The sequence below is a fragment of the Wolbachia endosymbiont (group B) of Athalia cordata genome, from assembly GCF_947251845.1.
Lineage (GTDB): Bacteria > Pseudomonadota > Alphaproteobacteria > Rickettsiales > Anaplasmataceae > Wolbachia.
Genome location: NZ_OX366383.1, coordinates 453,034 through 475,268 on the forward strand (window position 1 = coordinate 453,034; position 22,235 = coordinate 475,268).

The following is a 22,235-nucleotide window of genomic DNA, read 5'->3' on the forward strand; positions in this document are numbered from 1 at the left end:
ATAGAAAAAACGCTTTGAAAAATTCCACAGCTGTACAGATATTGCAATTTGCAGGTGGCAAGTAGTTTTATGTAAACTGGTTCCTTTGTGATCAGAAACCAGATTGCAAGTAATACATTGGGTTTTGCATTATAGAATAGGGTTATTGCAAAACATATTTCCTTCAAACGTAAATGGTGTCCCTATATCCTATTGTAACGATAGTTACTTCATGTTTTTGGTGTCTGTATAATACACATCGCCAACTCTTAGTCTTCTAAACCCTTTAAAGCTATGGTGCAAGATTCACTGAATCAACTGTAAGACGTTCCTGTATTGCTTTATTTACTTTTGATTCCATATTTAATATAGTATTAATACTTTAATACTATATTAAATATAATATTAATTAAGGAGAATATTATGTCAGAAAAAGATAATAATCAATGTTCATTAAGTGAAGTTTGTATTAAATCAATCACTGGACCGTTATGGGGAGCGCATTATAACTCAAAGAAGACAATTGAAACAATTAAAGAAGATTTCAAGAATCTAAGCAATAATATTCATTTAACCAATACCAAGTTATGGGGAGAGTATGGTAATTTAAAGAAGACAATTGAAACAATTCAAAAAGATTTCGAGAATCTGAACAATGAACTTAAACCAGACAATATTGATAGTAATATATCATCTGCTGATATATTTTCTGATGAAACGCACATTTACGATTCAATGTCTATTTAACCAAAAAGATGTGAGGCTTCTTTTGTACTCTCTATTTATTCTGAACTTTTCAATAAAGTAATAAACGTATCTGAAAAGTAATTATGCTAATATAAATATTACAATTTTATTAACACATAAATGCTACCGTGGAGTTAGTTTTTTAATTTAGGAGTATATTATGGTTATGTCTACACAAAACTCGAATTCATTAACGTTTCAGGCACGCAACCTATCTCATATTTGCCATAAAAACTGTGAAGAGGCGTTCAATGAAACAGACAAACCTCTGTGCAAGGCTAGATGTGATGCTTTCTTTTCAGTGCCTGAACCTCGTTCACAAATTAGTGAGAAATTAATAGACATTGCAAACAATCTCCGTTTTGAGAGTGCACAATTATCGTCTATGGCAGATGAAATAGATGCTTACAATTCAATGTCTATTTAATCAAAAAAGTGTGAGTCCACTTTCGTACTCTATTACCCTAAATTTTCGTCAAAATAAGCTGTTTTATCCTTTTTTTCTTTATACTCTTCTGCTGTATCTAGGGGTTGCTTTTTAGCTGTGACATTTGGCCACTTTTGCGAATATTCTACATTTATGTTGTAAAATGATTTAAAGATTTTTTGTTCATTGTTCAGTAAGCCTTCATCTAGCTCTAGAATATCTTTTATGGAATCATCAGTTATAATTGCATCTACTGGACATTCAGGTATACACACTCCACAATCAATACACTCATCTGGGTTAATCACGAGCATATTTTTACCTTCATAAAAGCAGTCAACGGGACATACTTCTACACAGTCCGTATATTTACATTTTATGCATTTATCTGTAACAAAATGCGTCATAAAATACTGTATATTTGCATTATCTTGGGTACACTAAACTGATAAGAAATTCAAGCCTTTTATGAAGATAAATAAATTAAATAACGAAGAATTAGAAATATGGCTAAGCTTGGCTAGAACTGTGGGACCAGTAAAGTTTTTTAGTATACTAAGAGCATGTGGCTCACTAGATGAAGTGCTTAAGTATCTTAATGAATTGGCTAACAAGGATTATGGAATTAAAAATGTACAAGAAGAAATTAAGAATGCAGAAAAAATTGGAGCCAAAATAATACCAGCATGTGATCCAGATTACCCTGACATTTTAAGGAATATACCGAGTTGTCCTCCTGTAATAACTACACTTGGTGATATATCATTGTTAAGCCGTGAGATAATTGCAATAATCGGTGGACGTAATTCTTCAATCAATGGAAGAAATTTTGCCAATAAGTTGGCACTTGATTTAAGCGAAGTTGGTTTCATCGTAATTTCTGGACTTGCAAGAGGGATCGATACTGCAGCAAACAGTGTAATATACAAAAATCACCCAACCATTGCTGTCACAGCAAGCGGAATTGACGTAGTATACCCAAGAGAAAATTTTGATCTATATAAAAGAATCACTGAAAATGGCGGGTTAGTAATTACTGAGCTTCCATTTGCTACTAAACCAAAGCCTCAGTATTTTCCCCAAAGAAACCGAATTATATCTGGCCTTTCACTCGGTGTTGTGGTAATTGAAGCATCAAAAAAGTCTGGTTCTCTCATCACAGCAGATTTTGCTTTGAATCAAGGAAGAGAGGTGTTTGCAGTTTCTGGTTTCCCTTTAGATTCACGCTGTAGTGGTAGTAATTATTTAATTAAGAACGGCGCTAAACTTGTTGAATCCGCTGATGATATAGTAGAGAGCGTGAGATTTAGTTTACCTCTTCAGCAAAAAAATCTATTTGATACCGTTGCTGACCAAAAACAAGAAAAATTACAACAGGCAAAATCTGTTATAGTTGATCATATTAACTCTGTACCTGTTGATATAGATGAACTTATATTAGCAAGCGGACTTTCTACCAACATAGCTCTAATGGCTCTTTTGGAACTAGAGACGGAAAATAAAATAGAGCGTTCGCCGGGGAATAAAATATCATTAATTTTCTAGATTGCTTTAGTTATAAATCCACAACCTTACAAACATTATGATTTGAGTCCACCAAGAAAGATGTCATTCCAGCGTGTGATGCTGGCTTTCCGTAATCTCACTAAAAACGTTGTATTTTTACATAACTTTTATACTTACTAACTTAATATATAATCAGAATTCCTAGATTCCAGACTCATGCATCAATAGACCTGCTGCAAAAGGTAATGATAAAATGATGGAAGAGGAATAAGCAGATAGAGTAAGGTAAAAAAATGAGCTTTAGTTACCACAATATAAAGAAACACCCAAGAAATTTTCGTAATATAACAGGCTTAACTGTAGAAGAATTTGAAAAGGTGATAGAAAAAGTGGGGAACGTTCAAAAAAGTGTGTCAAGCCGAAAAGAAAAGTAATAAATTGATATAAAAAATGGAGGTTTGAAATGAGTCAAGCAAATAGAACTACCGGATTAGTAGACTATAAAGAACTAGAATCAAATATTTTATCATCTATAGCTAACCCAAGAAAGGTTTAGCTATATGGCAAAATTGGTTAGAATGGTATAATAAGTAATGAGAAAGAAGAAGATGCCAAGTCCATATAGTGAGGATCTGAAAGAACGTGTTCTCAAAGGAGTCGATAAAAAAACAATGACGATAAAAAAAATCAGTCAAATATTCAAAGTGAGCATAAAACCAATATATTTGTGGAGGAAAAGGAAAAAAGAAACAGAAACCATCTTCAGGCTATCACAAAGGATATGGCCATAAGATTAAAGATATGGATAGATTTATCAAATTTCTGAATGGAAATCAGGATATTAGAATTGAAAAGATAATTGAAGAATTTGGTAATATGTGTAAAAACACAGTATATAACTACCTTAGCAAAGTAAACTATAAATATAAAAAAAACTTTTCTTTATCGAGAAAGAGATAAAGAGAAACGCAAAGAGTTCATAAAAAAAGTAGAAGAAATAAATAAAGGAAACTTGATATACATAGATGAGTCTGGAATAGAGGACAATGAATTTTATGAATATGGGTGGTCTCAAAGAGGAAAGAGGTTATTTGCCCAAGGTTTAAAAGAAAGAGGGTAAGCATAATTGGAGCACTGAATGAAGGAAAAGTTAAAGCACCATGGATAATTGATGGCTACTGCAACAGCGAGATTTTTGATGCTTATGTAGAAAATGTACTTGTCCCTGTATTTAAACCTGGACAGACTATTGTTCTCGACAATGCGAGAATCTGCAAGGACGAAAAATTTGATAGAAAATATTGGGTGTAAAATTTTGTTCTTGCCTCCATACTCGCCAGATTTAAATCCGATTCTGATCAAGCACGACATAAGAAAGGCTCTACAAACCTTTTGGCCCAATATTAATTCGGCTATTGATTTTGTTTTTTAGTGCTCGGGCAAATCTTACTTCGGTTAGCTATAGCAGCTATAATGTTCTTGCAACAACTAATTCACTACGGCAACTGCACCGTGACAGTGTTTGTATTTTTTTCCAGAGTTACAAGGGCACTTGTCATTTCTTGAAACTTTTGGAAGTCTGCTATTTTTAGTAGAGCGTGACCTATTGCCTATTTCTTGATTGTCTAGCAACTTAAAGTGCGCTAGGCGGTGAATGGTAAGCTCCCCCCACTTTTCAAGCATCGACTCAAACATTAAGAAAGCTTCGCGTTTAAATTCATTCAGTGGGTCTTTTTGCCCCATGGCACGCAAATTTATGCTTTGTCTTAGGCTCTCTAAGACCGAAAGGTGCTCCCTCCATAAATGATCAAGTGTCATGATCATCACTTGTTTCACTATCGTATTCCACAAATCTGTAGTTTGTTGACTATTGAAATATTTTTCTTTCTCAGTAAAAAATTCTTGTATCTTGTCATTTATATAATCCAAGGCTTCTTGTTTATTCAAAAACTCTTCTAGATTAAGCGTTATCCCGTATCTTATGTGGAATTCTTTTGCAATATCTTCAACATAATCTTCGTAATAACCACTTTGTACTATACCTTCTATTATATCCTCATTTACTTCACTATATACTTCAACTAAATCATTGATTTCATTGTTTAAAATATGATTTCTCTGCTTAAAAATAACTTTACGTTGATTGTTGATTACATCATCAAACTTTAGCAAAGACTTCCGCACATCATAATTTCTAACTTCAACTTTCTTCTGTGCTTTTTCAAGTGCTTTATTAATCCATGGATGATGAATAGCCTCGTTGTTCTTTAGTCCCACTCTTTGCAAAAAATTCCTCATTCTATCAGAACCAAATATCCTCATTAAATCATCTTCAAGTGATAGAAAGAACTTAGAAAGTCCAGGGTCACCTTGACGGCCAGAACGGCCACGCAGTTGATCATCTATTCTCCTGCTTTCATGCCTTTCGGTTCCAATAACACATAAGCCACCAGCTTTTATAGCAATTTCCTTATCTTTTTTTACTCTTTCGACTATTTCTTGATATTTTTTTTCTCTTTCATCAGCATTTTTTATTTTCTCGAGCTCTATTTTTGCAATCATTTCAACATTTCCACCAAGCTGAATATCAGTTCCACGTCCTGCCATGTTTGTTGCTATAGTAATGCTGCCTGGTATTCCAGCTTGCGCTATTATATACGCTTCTTGTTCATGATAACGAGCATTCAATACTGAATGCTTAAGAGAATGGCTTTTCAAAAGATCGGAAAGTTTTTCAGAATTTTCAATACTCACAGTGCCAACAAGCACTGGTTGAAGGCGTTTGTGGCATTCTTCTATGAACTTCAATACAGCATTAAATTTTTCTTTTTCTGTGCCATAAATTTCATCATCAACATCTATTCTCTTAACAGGCACATTAGTTGGAATTTTTACTACATTTAATCTATATATATCACGAAACTCCTCTGCCTCTGTTGCTGCTGTTCCTGTCATACCAGAAAGTTTGTTGTACATACGAAAGTAGTTCTGAAATGTGACTGATGCTAAAGTTTGACTTTCATGCTGAATTTCAAGATTCTCCTTTGCCTCCAGTGCCTGGTGAAGACCATCAGAATATCTCCTACCTTCCATCATGCGCCCAGTAAACTCATCAATAATTACCACCTTACCGTTTTTCACTATATAATCTTTATCAGCAGTAAACAGCTTATGTGCACGAAGTGCTTGATCTATATAATGAGTCAGTATAATATTGCTAGTATCATAGAGCGAGGAATTTTCAGGAATGAGGTTATACGATTTTAGTAATTCCTCCACTCGTGAAATGCCATTTTCAGTGAGGAACACTGCTCTACTCTTTTCATCGACTTCATAGTCAGAATCAACTAATTTGATTACTATTTTATTGATATGCTTATATATCTGATTATTTTCCTCAAGTGGGCCAGAAATAATGAGCGGAGTACGCGCTTCATCAATCAGTATGGAGTCTACTTCGTCTACTATTGCATAATTGAAGCCTCTCTGAACCATATCTTCTTGAGAAAATTTCATATTATCTCGTAGATAATCAAAGGCAAGTTCATTATTTGTTGAGTATACTATATCTGCGCTATAAGCCTTTTTTCTCTCGTCGTCTTTCAAATTATTTGTAATAAATGCAACAGAAACTCTAAGAGAATTATATAATTTACTCATCCACTCTGTATCTCGTTTTGCAAGATAGTCGTTAACAGTGACGACGTGCACACCTTTTTCTTCTAAGGAATTTAAGTATGCAGCTAAAGTTGCAACAAGTGTCTTCCCCTCTCCTGTTTTCATTTCTGATATCATGCCGTTATGGAGCACCATTCCACCAATTAGCTGAACGTCGAAATGCCTCATGTTAAGGAATCTTCGCGATGCTTCGCGTACAACCGCAAATGCAGGTACAAGAAGGTCATTGAGTGTTTTTCCGTTTTTCAGTTCTCGTTTAAATTTCGCGGTTTTACCAGCAAGCTCCTCATCAGATAAGCTCTGCATTTCTGGCTCTAGCGCATTAATCTGCTGAGCAATTTTTCTGAAGGATTTTATTATCTTCTTGTTCGTTGATCCAAATATCCTTTTTATAAAAAAAAGTGACAACGTAAAGATGAAGAATATAAGAATAGTTGTTAAAACTAACGTAGAGTCTGGCATAAACTTAGGTAAAGTTTTATTTAATATGAGATTATATTACTAAACGTAACCTGCGGCAATTAGATTCAGAAAATCTTTATTTACAAACTAAGGAAAAGATTCTTGCAGATGAAATGTAAAAGAGTCTATTTATTTTATTAAATATTATAATTAATAATTAAACTTTCTTGATAAATTATTAAAATAGTGTTAAGCTACATTTATAAAACGGTTAGTGGAGTTACAATATCAAGCAATATTATAAAAGTAAAATTAGAGAAAAATAGTTGTCCTTTTGAAGAATTAGAAGAATTTTTTGCTTCATTAAAATTTGGTACAAAAGGGTTTAAAGATTCTTCAATAAAATTAGTTTGCCAAGGATGGGAAGATTTCACCTTAATTCTACCAAGAGAAGCAGTACCTTAATTCTTTCGCTTTGAAGCTTTTATCTTTGCTTAGTAAGGGAAATGAGCTGGCTTTACCTATTATATTAAAATACCTTTCTTGCAGAACTGTATTTAAAGATTTTGGTCAAAAACTACAGGCTAAAATGGATCAAGATATAAAAGAACAAAACGATTCTAAAATTTCTCAGGAGATTGAGTTATGCAAAAAAAGACATTTTAAATCTTCTAAATGGTGGTAAATCAGTATTAGACGTTCAATTGAAGCAGCGGTATAAAAAATACTATTCGTCAATAGATAATGAGATTGAAGAGTTAAAGACTAAAATTTTAAAAGAACTAGAAGATTATATTAGCAATACTAACGTTAATAAAATGTATCGAAGCCTTAATAGTAAAAAGAAAAACGAAGAATCATTAAAAGAAGTAGCGTTAGGATCTTGTTCATTGGGTGGAATTTGCGTGTTAATATTTTTTTCACTTGGTTTTTTTATTTTTTTAGCAACAACCATTGATCCACCTGCTCATATGAGTATGTATAAAGTAAAGGTTTTTAGGTGTATAGGAGCTTCACCTTTAGTTTTTGCAGCATTAGCACTAACAGTAGCAGGTGTAGCTTACTTAACAAGTTGTTATCTAAATCATAGTTTTACAAAAGAAATACAAGACTATATAGAGCAACCAATAAAATGTATGGATAAGGCAACTAATAATAAAGAATTAGATAATTTTCCTTCTGACAATTATGAAAAAGTACAACCTTCAGCACCGCTTGAGGAACTACTACCTTCATACGAAGAATCGTGTTACAGTAGTTTAGGTTATATTCAACCATCTAATCCAATACAGCAAAATAAGTTGTTGTAGTGAAGGTATAAAGAGAACAAGCAAAATTATAAATATAATTTTGCTTCCTTTATCATGACTTAGAACATGCAGCAACATGACGATTTGTCTATGCTTTATCAAGTATATTAATGGGTAAATGAATTTTAATACAATCTTATTATACTTATAAATACGTTATATGTGAGAAGATATGGAAGATTTTATGACTGCAAGAAGGAAAGATGATGCTGTGATATCTGTTTGTCAGGATAATGAGAAAAAGAACGTATTAATCTCGGGACTCAATCAAGCTGCAAGGAATTTATTAAAATGTGAGGAAGGGAATTTACTTAATAAGCCGTTAATCAATATTTTAAGTAAAAGAGCAGCTGAAGATATGAAAAGCTATTTGGAGTATACTGAAGATGGGCGCGATTTGCCCGATATATTGCCAAAAGTGATAGGCTTTTCTCTAATTGATGCTAAAGGAGAAGATATAAAAACAAAGGTAAAAGTTTTTCGCACCACGCAATTTACTAATAGCAAGATTAATTATGAGCTATTGATACGTGACATTAGCCTGTTTCATAAGCTAGCAATGTTTAGGGATAAATATCTGATGGGTAAGAAATATAAAAAACACAACTTGTTTGATATACCAGACAATGAGTCCACTATTTTGGAGTTATATGTTGTATTGAATTTTGCCTTTGAATATCAAATTAATGCAGTTATAGGGATAATAGGTTTTAATAGTAAATTGAATGAGACAAACAATGCATTGAGTTTGATCATAGAGCATTTTTATAAAAATTGCCGTAGTGATGATTTTCTAGGATGTATTGATGAGAATAAGGTACTTTTTATTTTGATGAACTGTGATGCAAATAACACATCTAAAATAGTTAATCGTATACATTCTTCCATTAACAAGCAGTTATTAAAGCGAAAACTATCAAGTATATCAATTATTTATGGAAATATAATTCAAAAACATAGTGTGAAGAATGCTTAAACGCTTTTGTCATTAATTGCTTTGTAGTATCTAAGTTCTACACAATATAAGGATTGTTTTTTATTTCTGTTAAGCTTATATTAAAAATTTAAGCTTGCCTATGAGGTTACTGATCACACTATTTTCATTATTATTCGTGGTAGGGAGTGCTAACGCTAGGGTAATTCTAGATAAGGAGATATTTTATGCAGAACTAGATGGAAAAATAGATTTAAGATTTGGCTACGCTTTCAACAGAGATTCTTTTAGCTCTACAAAAGACAAGACCTCAAGCTATTCAGACCTGCGCTTTCTTTATTTGCAGCAAGTTTATCCAAATACACAAATGGGGTTTAATGTTAAGGTAGGAGTTTCTGGTATTGCAAACTTAAAGGCACTAGACATAGAAAAGTTAGAAATGGAGAAGTGGTATTTTATCATAAAGAACCAGGAATTTGGATCAATTGAATATGGTAAAGGAAGTTTAGTTAGTCAGAGTATGTTAATTAACACTTCAAAAATTTACACAGCTGCCGGAGGAATAAATGGTCATTGGACAAATTACTCAAATTTGCGCGGTAATGAAAAAAAAGATAATGATCCTGGGTATGATAAAGATGAGGTATTTTGGGTAAAACCCAATATTTACAGCGACTATAATGGACTAGAGCTGAAGTTAAAACAACCAACGATAAACTATCTTTCTCCTGAAATCTATAACTTTCAACTTGGACTCAGTTATGTTCCAGGAAAAAATAATTTGCAATATAACAATCTAATAGCCGCTGGTCTTTCCTATAAAAATGGCTTATCAGATGAAATAAATTTTACTACTGCTTTTACTGGTGAGTTTGCAAGAGAAAATTTAACTGATTGCTCGGATGGTACTTCTGAAAATTATAAATGCCGTAATCAATTGCTACACTGGAATTTTGGCTTGAAGCTAAAACTTTTTGAACTTGATTGCATTTTTTCGTACGGTAATGGCGGTAAATCTGGTGAGAAACGTAGTCCTGAAACAAGTAATATGAATTATATAAATGCAGGTTTTGCTTATCATTCTGATTCTCGTAAAGTGAGCTTAACATATTTTAGTAGTAGCAGGGATATTGTAGGCAAAGGTACAAACGAATTAACATCACAGGCTTTCAGTCTTGAATATCCATTAGCTCTTGGCACTTCATACTACTTCGATATTGTAAAATTTAGTACCAAAGAACCTGAAATCGAAAGTAATAACTCCGGGTATGTGCTTTTGGCTGGGCTGAAGCTAAGTTTTTAATGAAATAACCGATTTGTAAGTGTTGTAATGTGGTAAATAGTAAGCAATGAGAGTAAAATCGAGTTGTTAATATATGTGCTATTTGATATGATAAAAATAACTATTACATAAGATTTTTAATAAAAAGACATTATGTCACTAATCCAAGTGTAGGCGATTATTAATTAGTAAACCAAATCCTTCACAAAAGAGTACCTCATTTGATGCTCTTTTTTCTTTTTTATATATAGAAAAATTAGATAGTATTGTGAGTGCGGTTTTTTCTGTATTCTGATGCTTCTCAATTCTATAGTTCTCGGGTTAAATTTTCTTTTTTTACTGTTATTTCTCTTTTTCGTCGTAAAAAAGAATAGAAAGCTAAGTGAGGAGAAAGCAAATCTTGAACTTAAATTAGAGCTTGAGCTTCAAGAGGCAAAGCGAACTTTACTGAATAAGGATGAAGAGATAGTTGGGTTGAAAGTCAAAAAAGCAGAGCTTGAAGTAATTCTACAAAAAGAGCGTGAGGAAAAGAAAAAGGAAATAGAATTACTGACAAAAGCAGAGGAGAGGCTTACAAATACTTTTAAAGCGCTTTCTCTTGATGCTTTGCAGGTAAACAACAATAATTTTCTGAATTTAGCGAAGGAAGTAATCGATAGTAAACTAAAAGAAACAGAAAGTGATTTCAAAAAAAGGCAAGCAACGATCAACGAAGTTGTCACTCCAATAAAAGAAAAGTTAGAAAAATTCGATAGTGAAATACGTGACCTAGAGAAGGAGAGGGTAGGGGCCTATGAAGGTTTAAGGGAGCAAATTGGAGCATTAATGAGTCAAACTTCTAGCCTTGCTAACGCCCTGAGGAAGCCTCACATTAGGGGAAAATGGGGTGAAATGCAGCTAAAAAGAGTAGTAGAAATGGCGGGAATGATTGAATATTGCGATTTTTTGACTCAAGCCTCAGTAATTGATAAAAATGAGGACAATTTGTTGCGTCCTGATTTGATAATAAAAATGCCATCAGGAAAGCAAATAATAATAGATGCTAAAGTACCACTTGATTCTTATATGGATGCTATGTCGCAAAATGATTTGCAGATACAAAGGGAAAAATTGAAGAATCATTCTCTGGCAATAAAAAAACATATAAACGATCTAGGCAGAAAGGAATATTGGAATCAGTTTGAAAATACGCCAGAACTTGTAGTACTTTTCTTAACAGGAGAAGGAGTTTTCAGCGCAGCACTGGAGTGTGAACCAGCTTTGATAGAAATTGGAATAGAAAAAAAAGTTATTATTGCAACACCGATAACTTTAATTGCGCTGCTTAGGGCAGTAGCCTATGGATGGAAGCAAGAGGTGATAGCAGAAAATGCAAAGAAAATAAGTAAACTAGGCCATATTTTATATGAGCGAATCTGCACAATGGGCGAAAACTTTGACAATTTACGCAGGAGCTTAAAAAGCGCTGTCGACCATTACAATAAAACTGCTGGCTCGCTTGAGGCAAGAGTATTTCCCGCTGCTCGAGAATTCAATAAGCTTGGTATACATGCAAAAAATAAAGAACTCACTGCTGCAAAAGAGTTGGAATCTTTACCACGCAGTTTACATGCTGAGGGGTTGAAAGTAGATTAGTATTTCAGGTCTACTTAACTTACATTTGCTGATTAAAACAACTTTCTAAAAATTTTTTTTATATAGCTCAATTCCTGCACATCATTTGCTGCATAAACAGGTATAGTTTGTTGCTCAGTACCAGGTATTTCTACAAAAATTTTGCCCACTTCTTGACCTTTTTTAATTGGTGCGGGTACCATATCTTTATACTCAATACGCACTTTAATTTTATCATGTAATCTGCGGTTATAAGTTATGGTAACATCGTTTGCAACTGTAACGGGCACTTTTTTATCTTTTCCATAAACAATATTTATTTCTTCAACTACGCTATCCTTAGCAAATATTTTCTTGGTATTAAAATGATTTAAGGAATATTGTATTAGTCTTTTTGCTTCCTCTATTCGCTCTTTCTCGGTGTCCAAACCATTCACAATAGCAAAAATTCTCCTATCGTTCCGTTTTGCAGATGCTATAATGCCATAACCACCAGCACTTGTATGACCTGTCTTTAGACCATCAACTCCAATATCATGGAAAAGTAAAAGATTTTTATTTTTTTGTACAATATCGTTATATGTCAAATATTGTTCAGAGAATAGATCATAGTATTCAGGAAAATCGGTGAAAATTCTTTTTGCCAGTGTTACCAAGTCTTTTGCGCTCATAAAATGGTTTTCATCTGGCCACCCGCTTGAGTTAACAAAATGACTATCATTAAGATTTAAATCTTGTGCAACTTCATTCATTTCAGCAACAAAATTCTCCTCTGATCCTGCAATACCCTCGGCTAGCGCTATGCATGCATCATTACCTGAGGCAATTGTAATTCCTTCAAGTAGTTCTTTTACCGTAACAAATTGACCTTCTTTCAAAAACATAGAAGAGCCTTTCCTTTCCCATGCTTTTCTACTTACTCGAAATTTATCTTCCATTTTTATTATTCCAGCTTTTAGATAGTCAAAAGCTACATATAAAGTCATTAACTTACTCATTGAAGATGGGGCCATTTTTTCACTGGAATTATGGTCAAAAATGAAAGAGTCTGAAGCTAAATCTAAAACAACTGCTTGCTTTGCTTTAGTTCTAAACTGATATGAGTACGAATTAAAAGGGAGTATAAAAATTAATAGCAAAGTTACTAATTTGCTTAACATATTTATAATTTTAAATTTATAGTGTACTAATTAATAGTATGATTTTGCACGAGCATTTCAATAGATCTCTCGCATAAAACTTCCTTGACAAACTGCGCCAGCCCCCTTATTATGACAATAAGAGTATTTATCCTTGTTTTCGATCCGCGCGGGTTCAACAACAAAAATTCAGTAAAAAACTCAGATATTTATTGGCAAATTACATAAAAATTATAGCGGCTGCATGTCTTTTTTATTTTTTCTACATTCAGCCAAAACGCTCTTATTTTAAGCGTTAGCACATTATTACAGCGCCAATTTACATTATTAAAACTCGTTACATGGGGATTTTTTTGCCTTTTTTCGCTTGGTAAATTTATTAATATTTGCAACAAAGCCCACTGGGATAGAGGCTACTTGAATGACAAGAAGGAGGGAGCAGGAGATGACAAGAGCACTGCCATTAAGTTAAGGGAAAGAGAAGTTAAGATTGGACAAAAAATTTGAAGTGATTGATAATTATGGTAAATACTAGGGTGAATTTTTAAGAAAAGGGAGTCTGAAAAGTGCAAGTTATTTAAAAAAGTAATAATTGCAGGTTATTTTGCAAAGAATGTACTAATACAATGATACTGAAAAGATATCTTGAATTTAAAACACATGTTTTCTAGCTCTTTTCTGGTAGTTGAGTGAACGAATATCAGATATCTTATGACGATCAACTCTTCTCCCTTTTCTTACCACTAAAGTGTTCATCAAAAATAACTGTGATAGTCGATCCATAATGCAGTCTATGTCTGACTCTGTAGAAAAAATATCAAAGGCTAAGTTTTTAATCGCATTAAATGAGACAGATTTATTGATGCTTTTTTTTAGTTTACTATTCTGTGCGCTCAATGTCTCTTCATCATCTTCTATCATGATACTTTCTAGATTACTGATGAAGATAGTTGACCAAAAATCCTGCTTGATAGTTTCAATACTTTTTCCTGTGAAATTCTCTAAATTTAATCTTCCCTTCAGCCTAGAAAAAAATGTTTCTACTCCCCAGCGCAAGTAATATAATCTCTCAAACTCTTCGACTGTAAAACTTTGCTCATCTAACAGATGATGTTACTAACACTTCAACTTCTCCAGAAGAAAGTATTATTTTGACTAACCTGAATTTCATCTCATCAGGTAATCCTAGCTTTCGTAGCTGTCTTGCTACTTTAATAGGTGCGGTAGACACTACCACCGTACTAGATGGGCTTTCCGGCTTAAACATAGCGTTTATTTCATTGAAAGACGAACTTGGACAGCGAATTATATAATTGATTTTCCTTCCTGTAAGCTCAGCAAGAAATCGATAAGATACGTATCCTCTATCACAGATTAACAAATCGTCTGATTTTATGGATTCAAGCATACCGATCGCTAAATCAACCTCATAGCTGTCACCTCTACTTAGCACAGATTTTATTGCAATATTATTTAGCACATCGTAGCAAACTTCAAAGGTTGCACTTGTATAGTCTTCAAATCTCTGGATTCCATTCCATACTGCTCTTGAGCTAAACTCGCCTATTATTTTGTCGCTCTTTGGCAGAATCAGTATTGAAGCATCAAATGCAAGTACTCTGAAGCCATGGTGGGTTTTAAATTCCTGATCTTGGTAGTATAGGGAAACTATATCATCATTTAACTCTGAAAACGCAGTATGCTTTAGCTTCTTTCTTGCTTGAGTAAATGCACTTGCCGTAATTGTGTAATCTTTTCTTGTATGCAGAACAAACTCATTAAGCATTACTTGTAATGACTTTACACTCTTTCTAAAAATCAGGAGAAATACATTAATGAAGGGCAGCTTTCTTTTTCGTGAGAAGTCTTTTGAGGATGCTCTGTGTGCGTTTATAAAGTTTAAACTCATCAATTTATTTTTTATAAACATGATTATTCTTTTTTTTACTCATGTCATTACTTCTTTTAATTTGTGGATCTTACCTGATTTTACAATACAGTCCATCACTTTCCCTTAACTTAATGGCAGTGATGACAAGAGAGGGGCTACTTTCATTTGCTGTCTTCAAAAATTTACAATTATGCTTCATGTGTTTTATTAAATATTTTACTTAAAAATTCAATTTCTTATTATAAGAGATAAGCAATTCATGAATAATGAAAGATTACAAAAAAGGTCATAGAAAGCGCCTAAGAGAGAGAATTATTTTAGATAACGGACAATCATTACTTGATTATGAGATTTTAGAACACATTTTATATTCAGCATATAGTAGAATCGATGTAAAGCCAGTAGCAAAGAGTTTGATAGAAAATTTTGGTAGTTTAAATAAGGTTTTTAATGCCGATTTAGAAGCACTGCAAAATATTAAAGGAGTTAATAATGCAGCCATATCTGCTATCTTTTGTGTGAAACAGGCTTTTGTTCGTTCTGCACGAGAAGAAATAAAGGACTTACCTATAATCAATAATTGGGAAAAATTGCTTGATTATTTAAAAGCAAGTATAGGAAGCCTTAATAAAGAAAATTTTCGCGTTATCTATATGAATAAAAGATATCGTCTAATAGCAGAAGATCTACAAAACTTTGGTACAATAGATCAAACTCCTCTTTATGTTAGAGAGATCATAAAACGCGCTCTTTTGATTGGCTCAACATCGATTGTAATATCCCACAATCACCCAAGTGGAGATATACAGCCTTCAAGTAGCGATATGTTTCTCACCAGACAGCTTGCAGAAGCTTGCAAAAGCATAGGAATAGAATTAATAGATCATATTATTATCACATTTAGTAGCTATTTTAGTTTCAAGGAAAATAGGCTTTTATTAGAGTAGATCTAAAATTGCTTTTGCCATTTTTCTTATTATGGAAGTAAATCTATACATGAGGTGTTTGCAGTGGAGCAAAATTTTCCTTCATGGAAGACAATGTGTGATTTAGGTGGCGTAATAGTGGCAAATTGAAAGAAATACATGGTATTTGCCACTATTAGAAATCTCCTGTTTTGATAAGACTTATGAGGTCTTTATTGGTTTTTTGAATTTTGTTGAAGCACTCACATGCTTACTCTAATATTTTGTTCACAGAGCCTAGTTAGCTCAATTTCAACGTTAATTTGTGAAGCTCTGAGTTCTGTTAGGGGATTTTCTGGTTGAATATCTAGCTTATTCTGTATGTTCGGTAAACAAATTAAAGCCGAATCAAAAATTTCATCATACTGCTCTGCTTCATGCACACAATTGATTATTTCCTTAAATTCTTCCACATCTTGCGGCGTATCTTTTAATATTGCTCTTATTTGGTTTAGATTTTGACGAATTTTTTCCTGATATCCAGCAATTCTCTCTTGATATATATCAATCATTTTTTGACATGAGGTACCTCTAAATGGATGTTCTTTTTTCTCTTTTATGTAAGAACTTTGAAAATCTTTACAGTTAAGGATTGCTTCTCTATGTTTTTTTATGTCATTAATTGCACTGACTATCGACTTATCTATTTTCTCCAAGTTTCCTTCCTGTTCTTTTCTTCCAATTATACTTTTGGATTCATTCTTCGCCTGGTTCATTTTATCAAATAGGTTTTTGCATTCTTTATAAGATACCATTGGTTGTAACATTCCTTCTTCTATACATTTATTGTAAAAATTCTTCAACTCATCGCTTGATAGTATTCGTATAGCATCTTCCCTTTTACCTTGTGATTTAGGATACTTTTTGTTCAGTGAACTAATATAATTTAATAGGAAACTCTTAGTTAAATCTTCCTTTTTAACTTCTGATAATTTTTCTAGTGTTTCTATATATTTCAAAGTTTCCGCAAAAAGCTGTGCACCAGATGTAGCAAATCCTGGCAGTGGTTTGCTCTGCGCCTTATAAAAATCGGTTTGTAAAAAATCTTCGGCTTGTTTTTTTATTACTGAAAGTTCATTGAAGGCTTTTTCTGGATTGATTTTTTTTAAAATACTAGTAGCTTTTTTAATCGCTCTTTCTCTCTTTTTATTATCTTGTTTTTCGTTTAAGATTAAGCTTTCAGCTTCAGTAAAAGCATTGCCTTGGGCACTTTTGGCAATATTACAAACAACGTTTTTTACAACTTGCTTAGTTGCTACATAATCTATTTCCTTTGTAAAGCAATCAATAAATAGCTGCCAAATTTTTTTGTTAACGGACTTACTTGTCTTATGTTCTAAATCTTCTACATCTTTGAATCCTAAAATAGTATAGAGATTTTTTTCAATTATTGGTTCAGCATGTTGTTTTGCCACTTTACCTTTTATATTGAATAGAAATTCACTAATCTTAGTTGTGCCCATAATATTACCTCACAATATTAATGTTATATAATATAAAGTATAAAAGCTTAATGCTTAATTTTTACTTACTATTAATATAATTGAAGATTAACTTTGTTCCTATATTAAAACTTTAACTCCCAATTTATTATTAGTAATATCATTATATGAATCTTATGCCTGAATTTGGGAATATATTGTTATTGGTAGCCTGTTTGTTATCTTTAACGTATTTGTTTCTACCGTTTAGTTCTTACCGATTCGTCTCCTCTGCCATATTTTTTTGTGTGTCAGCATCAATGGCTATTTTGATCTACTGCCACATTAAAAATGATTTCTCACTTGAAAACGTATATTACCACTCACACACAACAAAACCTTTAATCTATAAGATTTGTGGTGTTTGGGGAAATAAAGAAGGGTCTATGTTGCTTTGGACCTTAGTGCTTGTCATGTATTTATTACTAATGGATATTTATATACCTTCTGTCATCCCAGTGCCCAGACACTGGGATCCAGACAATTTAATTGCAAATGAGTACATCAAATGGCAGTGTAATAAAAACTGGATTCCAGTGTCAAGCACTGGAATGACACCAGAACGAACTAATGGTAGTAAATTAAAAAAAATATCTCTTATCACCCAAGGCTTGATTTGCTTTTGTTTTTTACTGTTCACTTTACTTGAATCCAGCCCCTTCACTAAAATGCCAGGCATTGAAACAGATGGACTGGGTTTTAATCCGATATTGCAGGATATAGGCCTTGCTATTCATCCACCGGTATTATATTTGGGGTACCTTGGATTTAGCGTTCCTTTTTCGCTCTCTATAGCTGGATTAATTTTAAATACTGAAGGAAATGTTTGGGCTAAAATTGTCAGGCCTTGGGTACTTATTTCTTGGTCGCTGCTCACTTTGGGCATCAGCTTGGGTAGCTGGTGGGCATATCGTGAACTCGGTTGGGGTGGATTTTGGTTCTGGGATCCAGTGGAAAACGTTTCTTTGATGCCTTGGCTAATTGCAGTGGCGCTGACACATTTGTTGCTCGTTGTACGAAATTTCAATACTTTAAGGAATTTCGCTATTTTACTTACGCTTACAACTTTTATATTGAGTGTGACTGGAACATTTCTAGTCCGCTCAGGAATACTTACCTCAGTGCACACATTTGCGGATGATCCAAAATATGGATTATATATATTAGCTTTGCTCAGCGTAATTACAGTCAGTAGTTTAGTAGTATTTATCGTATTTGTAAAAAAGAATAGATCTCTTGCACAACCACCTGTCATTCCAGTGCTTGACACTGGGATCCAGGAAAAAAATATGTGGTCACGCGCTGGAATGACATCAGGGGACATACCAAAGCAAAACTTCCCTATTTTCTCACGTTTTACAATGATGCTAATAAACAATCTATTATTTATTACTGCATTTTTTATCGTATTTGTTGGCACTTTATACCCTACAGTGCTTGAGTATTTAACCGGTGAATTAATTTCAGTTGGAGCACCATATTACAATTCTTTATTTAACTCTATTGCACTAGCTATTCTAGTGCTCACCATGATAGGGCAATACTGCAGTTGGCAGGGAAATAGTCTATTGCCAATATTCCGTGAATATAGATTTTCATTTTGTAGTGCTGCAGCTATTTTGCCGTTTATCTTTCACATGGAGCTAATGATTGTGCTATCAATTACCATCTCCATAGCATTATTAATCTTTGTTTTAGAAGCATATAGTAAAAGAATTTGTTTATTTAAGGTAGCATTTGGTGAATCAATTTTATTAGCAAGAAGAGTTTCTAAGTCCTACTATGCAATGATGCTTGCTCATGCTGGAGTGGCAATTCTAGTGCTTGGTATATCTTATTCTGTTGGTTGGCAGGAGAAAAAAGAAAACTACTTGGGAATAGGAGATAGCATAACAGTCAATAAATTTAAAGTTACTTTACGAAATATTGAGCTAATAAAAGAAAAAAATTTCCATGCAGTGAGGGGTACAATGGATATCAGGAATTTGCTGAATAATAAGATATTAGGTGAAGTAACTCCTGAATATAGATTTTACCTTGCGGAAGGTCAGAAAAATGTTGAAAGCAGTATCTACCACAATTTATTTTCTGATATTTATGTTGTAATTGGAGAGATTGATAAGAGTAAGAGCAAAATCGCAGCTAAAGTGCACTATAAACCTGGAATGTCTATAATCTGGCTTGGATCCTTTCTTATCGCTTTTGGTTCGCTCCTTGCTGCTTTTTCTTCTAGCAAAAAAGTAGTTCCTTCAGTATGATGAAGTTTTCATTTTTTGGCAATTTAAACTTAAGCTAAGCAACACTAACCTTGCTAGCGAATTTTCTCTATGTTCTGTTGTACAATAGGAAATAAAGATATATTTTCTAATGAAGAACTTACATGATATATGGAATCTACTGTCTCAGGCCTTTTAAAATATCCCTGCTTAATAGCGTCGTAGACAGAAGAACCACCAAGCAAGCAGTTCTCACCTAACTCTTCTTTATAATTTTTAAACTTTTCCAATATTTCCTCCTTGTTACTCACTTCTACTATAATTTTTCCTGCATTTTGCACATCAGAATACAATCTAGCATCTACTTTTCCCAAATCAGTATGAAAAGTCAGTACTATATTACCTATAAGGTCAGTATAATTTCTTACCCCACCTTCCGTTAAAATTTCTATCTCGCTTTCACCGATTGCTATCACGTCTCTTCGAAATTCTGTGCTTTCATCTGTTCCATTTATGATTTTTGCAACCTCGACTATACTATTCTTTGAGTATTTCAAGTAGAAAGTGAAGTTGTCCATTTTTGCCTCTTTTACCTTGCCAGTAGTTGCGTTTTTTGCAGCTTCCAAAAACCTTAGAGAATAATGTATATAGCTTTTACGTGCTTCTTTCAGATTAGCTTTGTGGTCTTTAAACTTCTCTAGTTTATCAATTACAATTATACTACTTAGAGTTTCAAATACTGCACCTCTTTTTACCAAATTACATACTATGCGACTAGCAACTTCTATGTCCCTTTCACCTTGAAAAATCTTTAATTCACTAATTCTTCTTATTACATAATCTGTAAAATTATACTTACTCTCATAAGTATTTTCATATATATTTCCCTTACAAGTAAGATTGAACCTTACCTTAGATTTTATAGCTTCATTTACAACCTGTTCTAGCTGATTTATGTCTTGAACTTCATCTAATTTACAAAAATATTTATCTGGATCTTGCTCATCTAGTAGAAAATCCTCTCCCCATAGATTTACACTTTTGCACAAATACTTTTTTCCATTATAGTCAACTTGTGTTTTTTTACGAAAAGTTCCATAAATAACATCATCAGTTAAAAAGTACTCTTTAATATTAAGGTTGGGATTATTAACTGCAAATTCTATTGGGGTTTTACCTTTTTTATCCTTTATATCAAGATTAGCTCCTTTCCTTAGAAGCAATTTGATAATTGTATCACAATGACCAGAACGAGTAGCATAATGTAAAGGTGTTCTTCCTGTGTCGTCCTTTTCATTAGGATCAGCACCTGAATTCAACAGTAAATCTATGAATTCTCCCGCATTGCTACATTCCATACTTGATAGAATATGCAGTATTGTCAGTTTAGATTCTCCTCTTTTAAGGTTGAGGATTGTTTTTAGATCTTGATTACTTTTATGATCCAGTAAAAATTTTTTAATTTTTTCAACATCGTTCTTATAATCCTTATAAGTAACATGTGGAAAGTCTTTAAAAGTACTTAAGAATTTTTTATTCAACTCCTTCTGACTCTCTGTTAAGTTGGACATGTCAACAAGCCACGTAGATATCAGCTTACCAAATGCACCTCTTTCAGCAATATCAGTTAAAGAACAGTCATTGCGAAGTACCAGTGAGTATTTAATCAATTCATATTCATCATCCTCTTGTTGCTGTGTTTCTTCTGCTTTCTTAGAGTGCTTAAAATCATTTTTTATTAATTCAATCAAGAGCTTTAATGTGTTAAAACTTTTATGTCCCAATAAAGGATCTGCTTTGTTTTCAAGTAGAATTCTTGCTATTTCTGAATAGCCATTTCTAATAGCCCAGCATAACGGAGTACGCCCGTATTTATCCGCTATGTCAACAGCAGCTTCCTTTTCTATGATAGCTTTTACTATTTCCACTTGGCAATTTTCAGCAGAAACAGCATGATGTAATGCAGTACTCTCAGCCTGACTTACTGCATCAACATTAGCTCCCGTGTCTAATAGGAGTTCTACTATCTCTTTATTTGCATTGTGAGCAGCACAATGCAAAGGAGTACACCCATTTTGATCTGCTGTATTAACATTAGCCCCGTTTGCTATGAGAACTTTTATTATCTCTGTATAACCAAAGCGAACAGCAGCGTGTAAAGGAGTTATCTTAACTTTATCTACTGCATCAACATTAGCCCCCGTGTCTAATAGGAGTTCTACTATCTCTTTATGTCCATTGTGAGCAGCACAATGCAAAGGAGTACACCCATCTTGATCTGCTGCATTAACATTAGCCCCGTTTGCTATGAGAATCTCTACCACTCCTATACTACCACTTGCAGCAGCAAAGTGTAAAGGATTCCATCCATCTTGATCTGCTGTATTAACATTACCCCCTTTTTTTATTAAAAGCTCTGCTATCTTTACAAGATCATTTCTAGCAGCTATATGTAACAATGTACTTTGATCATCGAATGTATAATTTATGTTAAATCCATTATCTTGCCACTTTTTATACGTGTCTGGATCTTCTTTTTCCAATTCCTCTTTTACCCTTTCGATTATATTGTTCTCATTTAAGTCACTTATTGTCCTTAATATTTTTAACAACCGTTCATATTCCATAATTCTACCTCAAACTATTTGTTTTTGTACTATAGCT

At 33.2% G+C, this 22,235-nt stretch carries 18 protein-coding genes and 1 pseudogene; 13 read left to right on the top strand and 6 right to left on the bottom strand.

All coding sequences use genetic code 11. The annotated features are described in order from the left end of the window. Window positions 1-402 precede the first annotated feature (402 nt). The gene (locus OPR30_RS02215; protein WP_139686411.1) at window positions 403-726 is read left to right on the top strand and encodes a hypothetical protein; all 324 of its coding nucleotides are present in this window, start codon (window positions 403-405) and stop codon (window positions 724-726) included. Between the two features lie 160 nt (window positions 727-886). Continuing rightward, the gene (locus tag OPR30_RS02220) at window positions 887-1,153 is read left to right on the top strand and encodes a hypothetical protein (RefSeq protein ID WP_265031015.1); all 267 of its coding nucleotides are present in this window, start codon (window positions 887-889) and stop codon (window positions 1,151-1,153) included. A 32-nt stretch (window positions 1,154-1,185) separates the two neighbouring features. On the opposite strand, the gene OPR30_RS02225 is transcribed toward OPR30_RS02220, so the two are convergent. Beyond that, on the bottom strand, window positions 1,186-1,560 hold the full coding sequence (locus OPR30_RS02225) for a ferredoxin family protein (protein WP_265031016.1): 375 nt from the start codon (window positions 1,558-1,560) through the stop codon (window positions 1,186-1,188). A gap of 61 nt (window positions 1,561-1,621) precedes the next feature. Here OPR30_RS02225 and dprA point away from each other — a divergent pair, with 61 nt between their 5' ends. From dprA to OPR30_RS02240, 4 genes are all read left to right on the top strand, one after another. Next, on the top strand, window positions 1,622-2,698 hold the full coding sequence (gene dprA / locus OPR30_RS02230; RefSeq protein WP_264377984.1) for a DNA-processing protein DprA: 1,077 nt from the start codon (window positions 1,622-1,624) through the stop codon (window positions 2,696-2,698). A gap of 254 nt (window positions 2,699-2,952) precedes the next feature. After that, on the top strand, window positions 2,953-3,093 hold the full coding sequence (locus OPR30_RS02235) for a hypothetical protein (protein WP_264374660.1): 141 nt from the start codon (window positions 2,953-2,955) through the stop codon (window positions 3,091-3,093). A gap of 237 nt (window positions 3,094-3,330) precedes the next feature. Then, entirely contained in the window at window positions 3,331-3,450 is a 120-nt protein-coding gene (locus OPR30_RS06320; protein ID WP_374699833.1) for a hypothetical protein, read from the top strand. Window positions 3,451-3,724: 274 nt separating this feature from the next. Further along, window positions 3,725-3,970 (top strand): transposase, encoded by a 246-nt coding sequence (locus OPR30_RS02240; RefSeq protein ID WP_265031009.1) that lies wholly within the window; start codon window positions 3,725-3,727, stop codon window positions 3,968-3,970. 177 nt (window positions 3,971-4,147) lie between these two features. On the opposite strand, the gene secA is transcribed toward OPR30_RS02240, so the two are convergent. Further along, window positions 4,148-6,799, bottom strand: coding sequence for a preprotein translocase subunit SecA (gene secA / locus OPR30_RS02245; RefSeq protein WP_264377983.1), 2,652 nt, complete (start codon window positions 6,797-6,799; stop codon window positions 4,148-4,150). Between the two features lie 186 nt (window positions 6,800-6,985). Here secA and OPR30_RS02250 point away from each other — a divergent pair, with 186 nt between their 5' ends. The 5 genes from OPR30_RS02250 (at window position 6,986) to OPR30_RS02270 (ending at window position 11,900) form a co-directional block, all read left to right on the top strand. After that, on the top strand, window positions 6,986-7,204 hold the full coding sequence (locus OPR30_RS02250; RefSeq protein ID WP_264377982.1) for a hypothetical protein: 219 nt from the start codon (window positions 6,986-6,988) through the stop codon (window positions 7,202-7,204). A 173-nt stretch (window positions 7,205-7,377) separates the two neighbouring features. After that, on the top strand, window positions 7,378-8,049 hold the full coding sequence (locus OPR30_RS02255; protein WP_264376493.1) for a hypothetical protein: 672 nt from the start codon (window positions 7,378-7,380) through the stop codon (window positions 8,047-8,049). 172 nt (window positions 8,050-8,221) lie between these two features. Continuing rightward, window positions 8,222-9,025, top strand: coding sequence for a hypothetical protein (locus OPR30_RS02260; protein ID WP_265014626.1), 804 nt, complete (start codon window positions 8,222-8,224; stop codon window positions 9,023-9,025). Window positions 9,026-9,125: 100 nt separating this feature from the next. Further along, window positions 9,126-10,286: a porin gene (locus OPR30_RS02265; RefSeq protein WP_265031017.1), complete on the top strand. Its 1,161-nt coding sequence runs from the start codon at window positions 9,126-9,128 to the stop codon at window positions 10,284-10,286. A gap of 273 nt (window positions 10,287-10,559) precedes the next feature. After that, entirely contained in the window at window positions 10,560-11,900 is a 1,341-nt protein-coding gene (locus OPR30_RS02270; RefSeq protein ID WP_265031018.1) for a DNA recombination protein RmuC, read from the top strand. A gap of 32 nt (window positions 11,901-11,932) precedes the next feature. Here the strand turns inward: OPR30_RS02270 and OPR30_RS02275 are convergent, their stop codons facing one another. Both OPR30_RS02275 and OPR30_RS02280 read right to left on the bottom strand, forming a co-directional pair. Continuing rightward, on the bottom strand, window positions 11,933-13,039 hold the full coding sequence (locus OPR30_RS02275) for a D-alanyl-D-alanine carboxypeptidase family protein (protein ID WP_265031019.1): 1,107 nt from the start codon (window positions 13,037-13,039) through the stop codon (window positions 11,933-11,935). 630 nt (window positions 13,040-13,669) lie between these two features. Beyond that, window positions 13,670-14,948, bottom strand: a pseudogene (locus tag OPR30_RS02280) (IS4-like element ISWpi18 family transposase). Between the two features lie 227 nt (window positions 14,949-15,175). Here OPR30_RS02280 and radC point away from each other — a divergent pair. After that, window positions 15,176-15,856 (top strand): RadC family protein, encoded by a 681-nt coding sequence (gene radC, locus OPR30_RS02285; RefSeq protein ID WP_264377980.1) that lies wholly within the window; start codon window positions 15,176-15,178, stop codon window positions 15,854-15,856. Between the two features lie 221 nt (window positions 15,857-16,077). Here the strand turns inward: radC and OPR30_RS02290 are convergent, their stop codons facing one another. Continuing rightward, entirely contained in the window at window positions 16,078-17,337 is a 1,260-nt protein-coding gene (locus OPR30_RS02290; protein WP_264376491.1) for a hypothetical protein, read from the bottom strand. A 155-nt stretch (window positions 17,338-17,492) separates the two neighbouring features. Here OPR30_RS02290 and OPR30_RS02295 point away from each other — a divergent pair, with 155 nt between their 5' ends. Next, complete coding sequence (locus tag OPR30_RS02295; protein WP_458694715.1) at window positions 17,493-19,613, top strand: heme lyase CcmF/NrfE family subunit; 2,121 nt, start codon at window positions 17,493-17,495, stop codon at window positions 19,611-19,613. A 53-nt stretch (window positions 19,614-19,666) separates the two neighbouring features. Here OPR30_RS02295 and OPR30_RS02300 read toward each other — a convergent pair whose 3' ends face one another. Beyond that, entirely contained in the window at window positions 19,667-22,198 is a 2,532-nt protein-coding gene (locus OPR30_RS02300; protein WP_265031021.1) for an ankyrin repeat domain-containing protein, read from the bottom strand. Between the last annotated feature and the right edge of the window lie 37 nt (window positions 22,199-22,235).

Bases quoted from the DNA above. Each gene is read 5' to 3' on its own strand.
- OPR30_RS02215 (WP_139686411.1), top strand. From the start codon at position 403: ATGTCAGAAAAAGATAATAATCAATGTTCATTAAGTGAAGTTTGTATT.
- OPR30_RS02220 (WP_265031015.1), top strand. From the start codon at position 887: ATGGTTATGTCTACACAAAACTCGAATTCATTAACGTTTCAGGCACGC.
- OPR30_RS02225 (WP_265031016.1), bottom strand. From the start codon at position 1,560: ATGACGCATTTTGTTACAGATAAATGCATAAAATGTAAATATACGGAC.
- dprA (WP_264377984.1), top strand. From the start codon at position 1,622: ATGAAGATAAATAAATTAAATAACGAAGAATTAGAAATATGGCTAAGC.
- OPR30_RS02235 (WP_264374660.1), top strand. From the start codon at position 2,953: ATGAGCTTTAGTTACCACAATATAAAGAAACACCCAAGAAATTTTCGT.
- OPR30_RS06320 (WP_374699833.1), top strand. From the start codon at position 3,331: ATGACGATAAAAAAAATCAGTCAAATATTCAAAGTGAGCATAAAACCA.
- secA (WP_264377983.1), bottom strand. From the start codon at position 6,799: ATGCCAGACTCTACGTTAGTTTTAACAACTATTCTTATATTCTTCATC.
- OPR30_RS02260 (WP_265014626.1), top strand. From the start codon at position 8,222: ATGGAAGATTTTATGACTGCAAGAAGGAAAGATGATGCTGTGATATCT.
- OPR30_RS02265 (WP_265031017.1), top strand. From the start codon at position 9,126: ATGAGGTTACTGATCACACTATTTTCATTATTATTCGTGGTAGGGAGT.
- OPR30_RS02270 (WP_265031018.1), top strand. From the start codon at position 10,560: ATGCTTCTCAATTCTATAGTTCTCGGGTTAAATTTTCTTTTTTTACTG.
- OPR30_RS02275 (WP_265031019.1), bottom strand. From the start codon at position 13,039: ATGTTAAGCAAATTAGTAACTTTGCTATTAATTTTTATACTCCCTTTT.
- radC (WP_264377980.1), top strand. From the start codon at position 15,176: ATGAAAGATTACAAAAAAGGTCATAGAAAGCGCCTAAGAGAGAGAATT.
- OPR30_RS02290 (WP_264376491.1), bottom strand. From the start codon at position 17,337: ATGGGCACAACTAAGATTAGTGAATTTCTATTCAATATAAAAGGTAAA.
- OPR30_RS02295 (WP_458694715.1), top strand. From the start codon at position 17,493: ATGCCTGAATTTGGGAATATATTGTTATTGGTAGCCTGTTTGTTATCT.
- OPR30_RS02300 (WP_265031021.1), bottom strand. From the start codon at position 22,198: ATGGAATATGAACGGTTGTTAAAAATATTAAGGACAATAAGTGACTTA.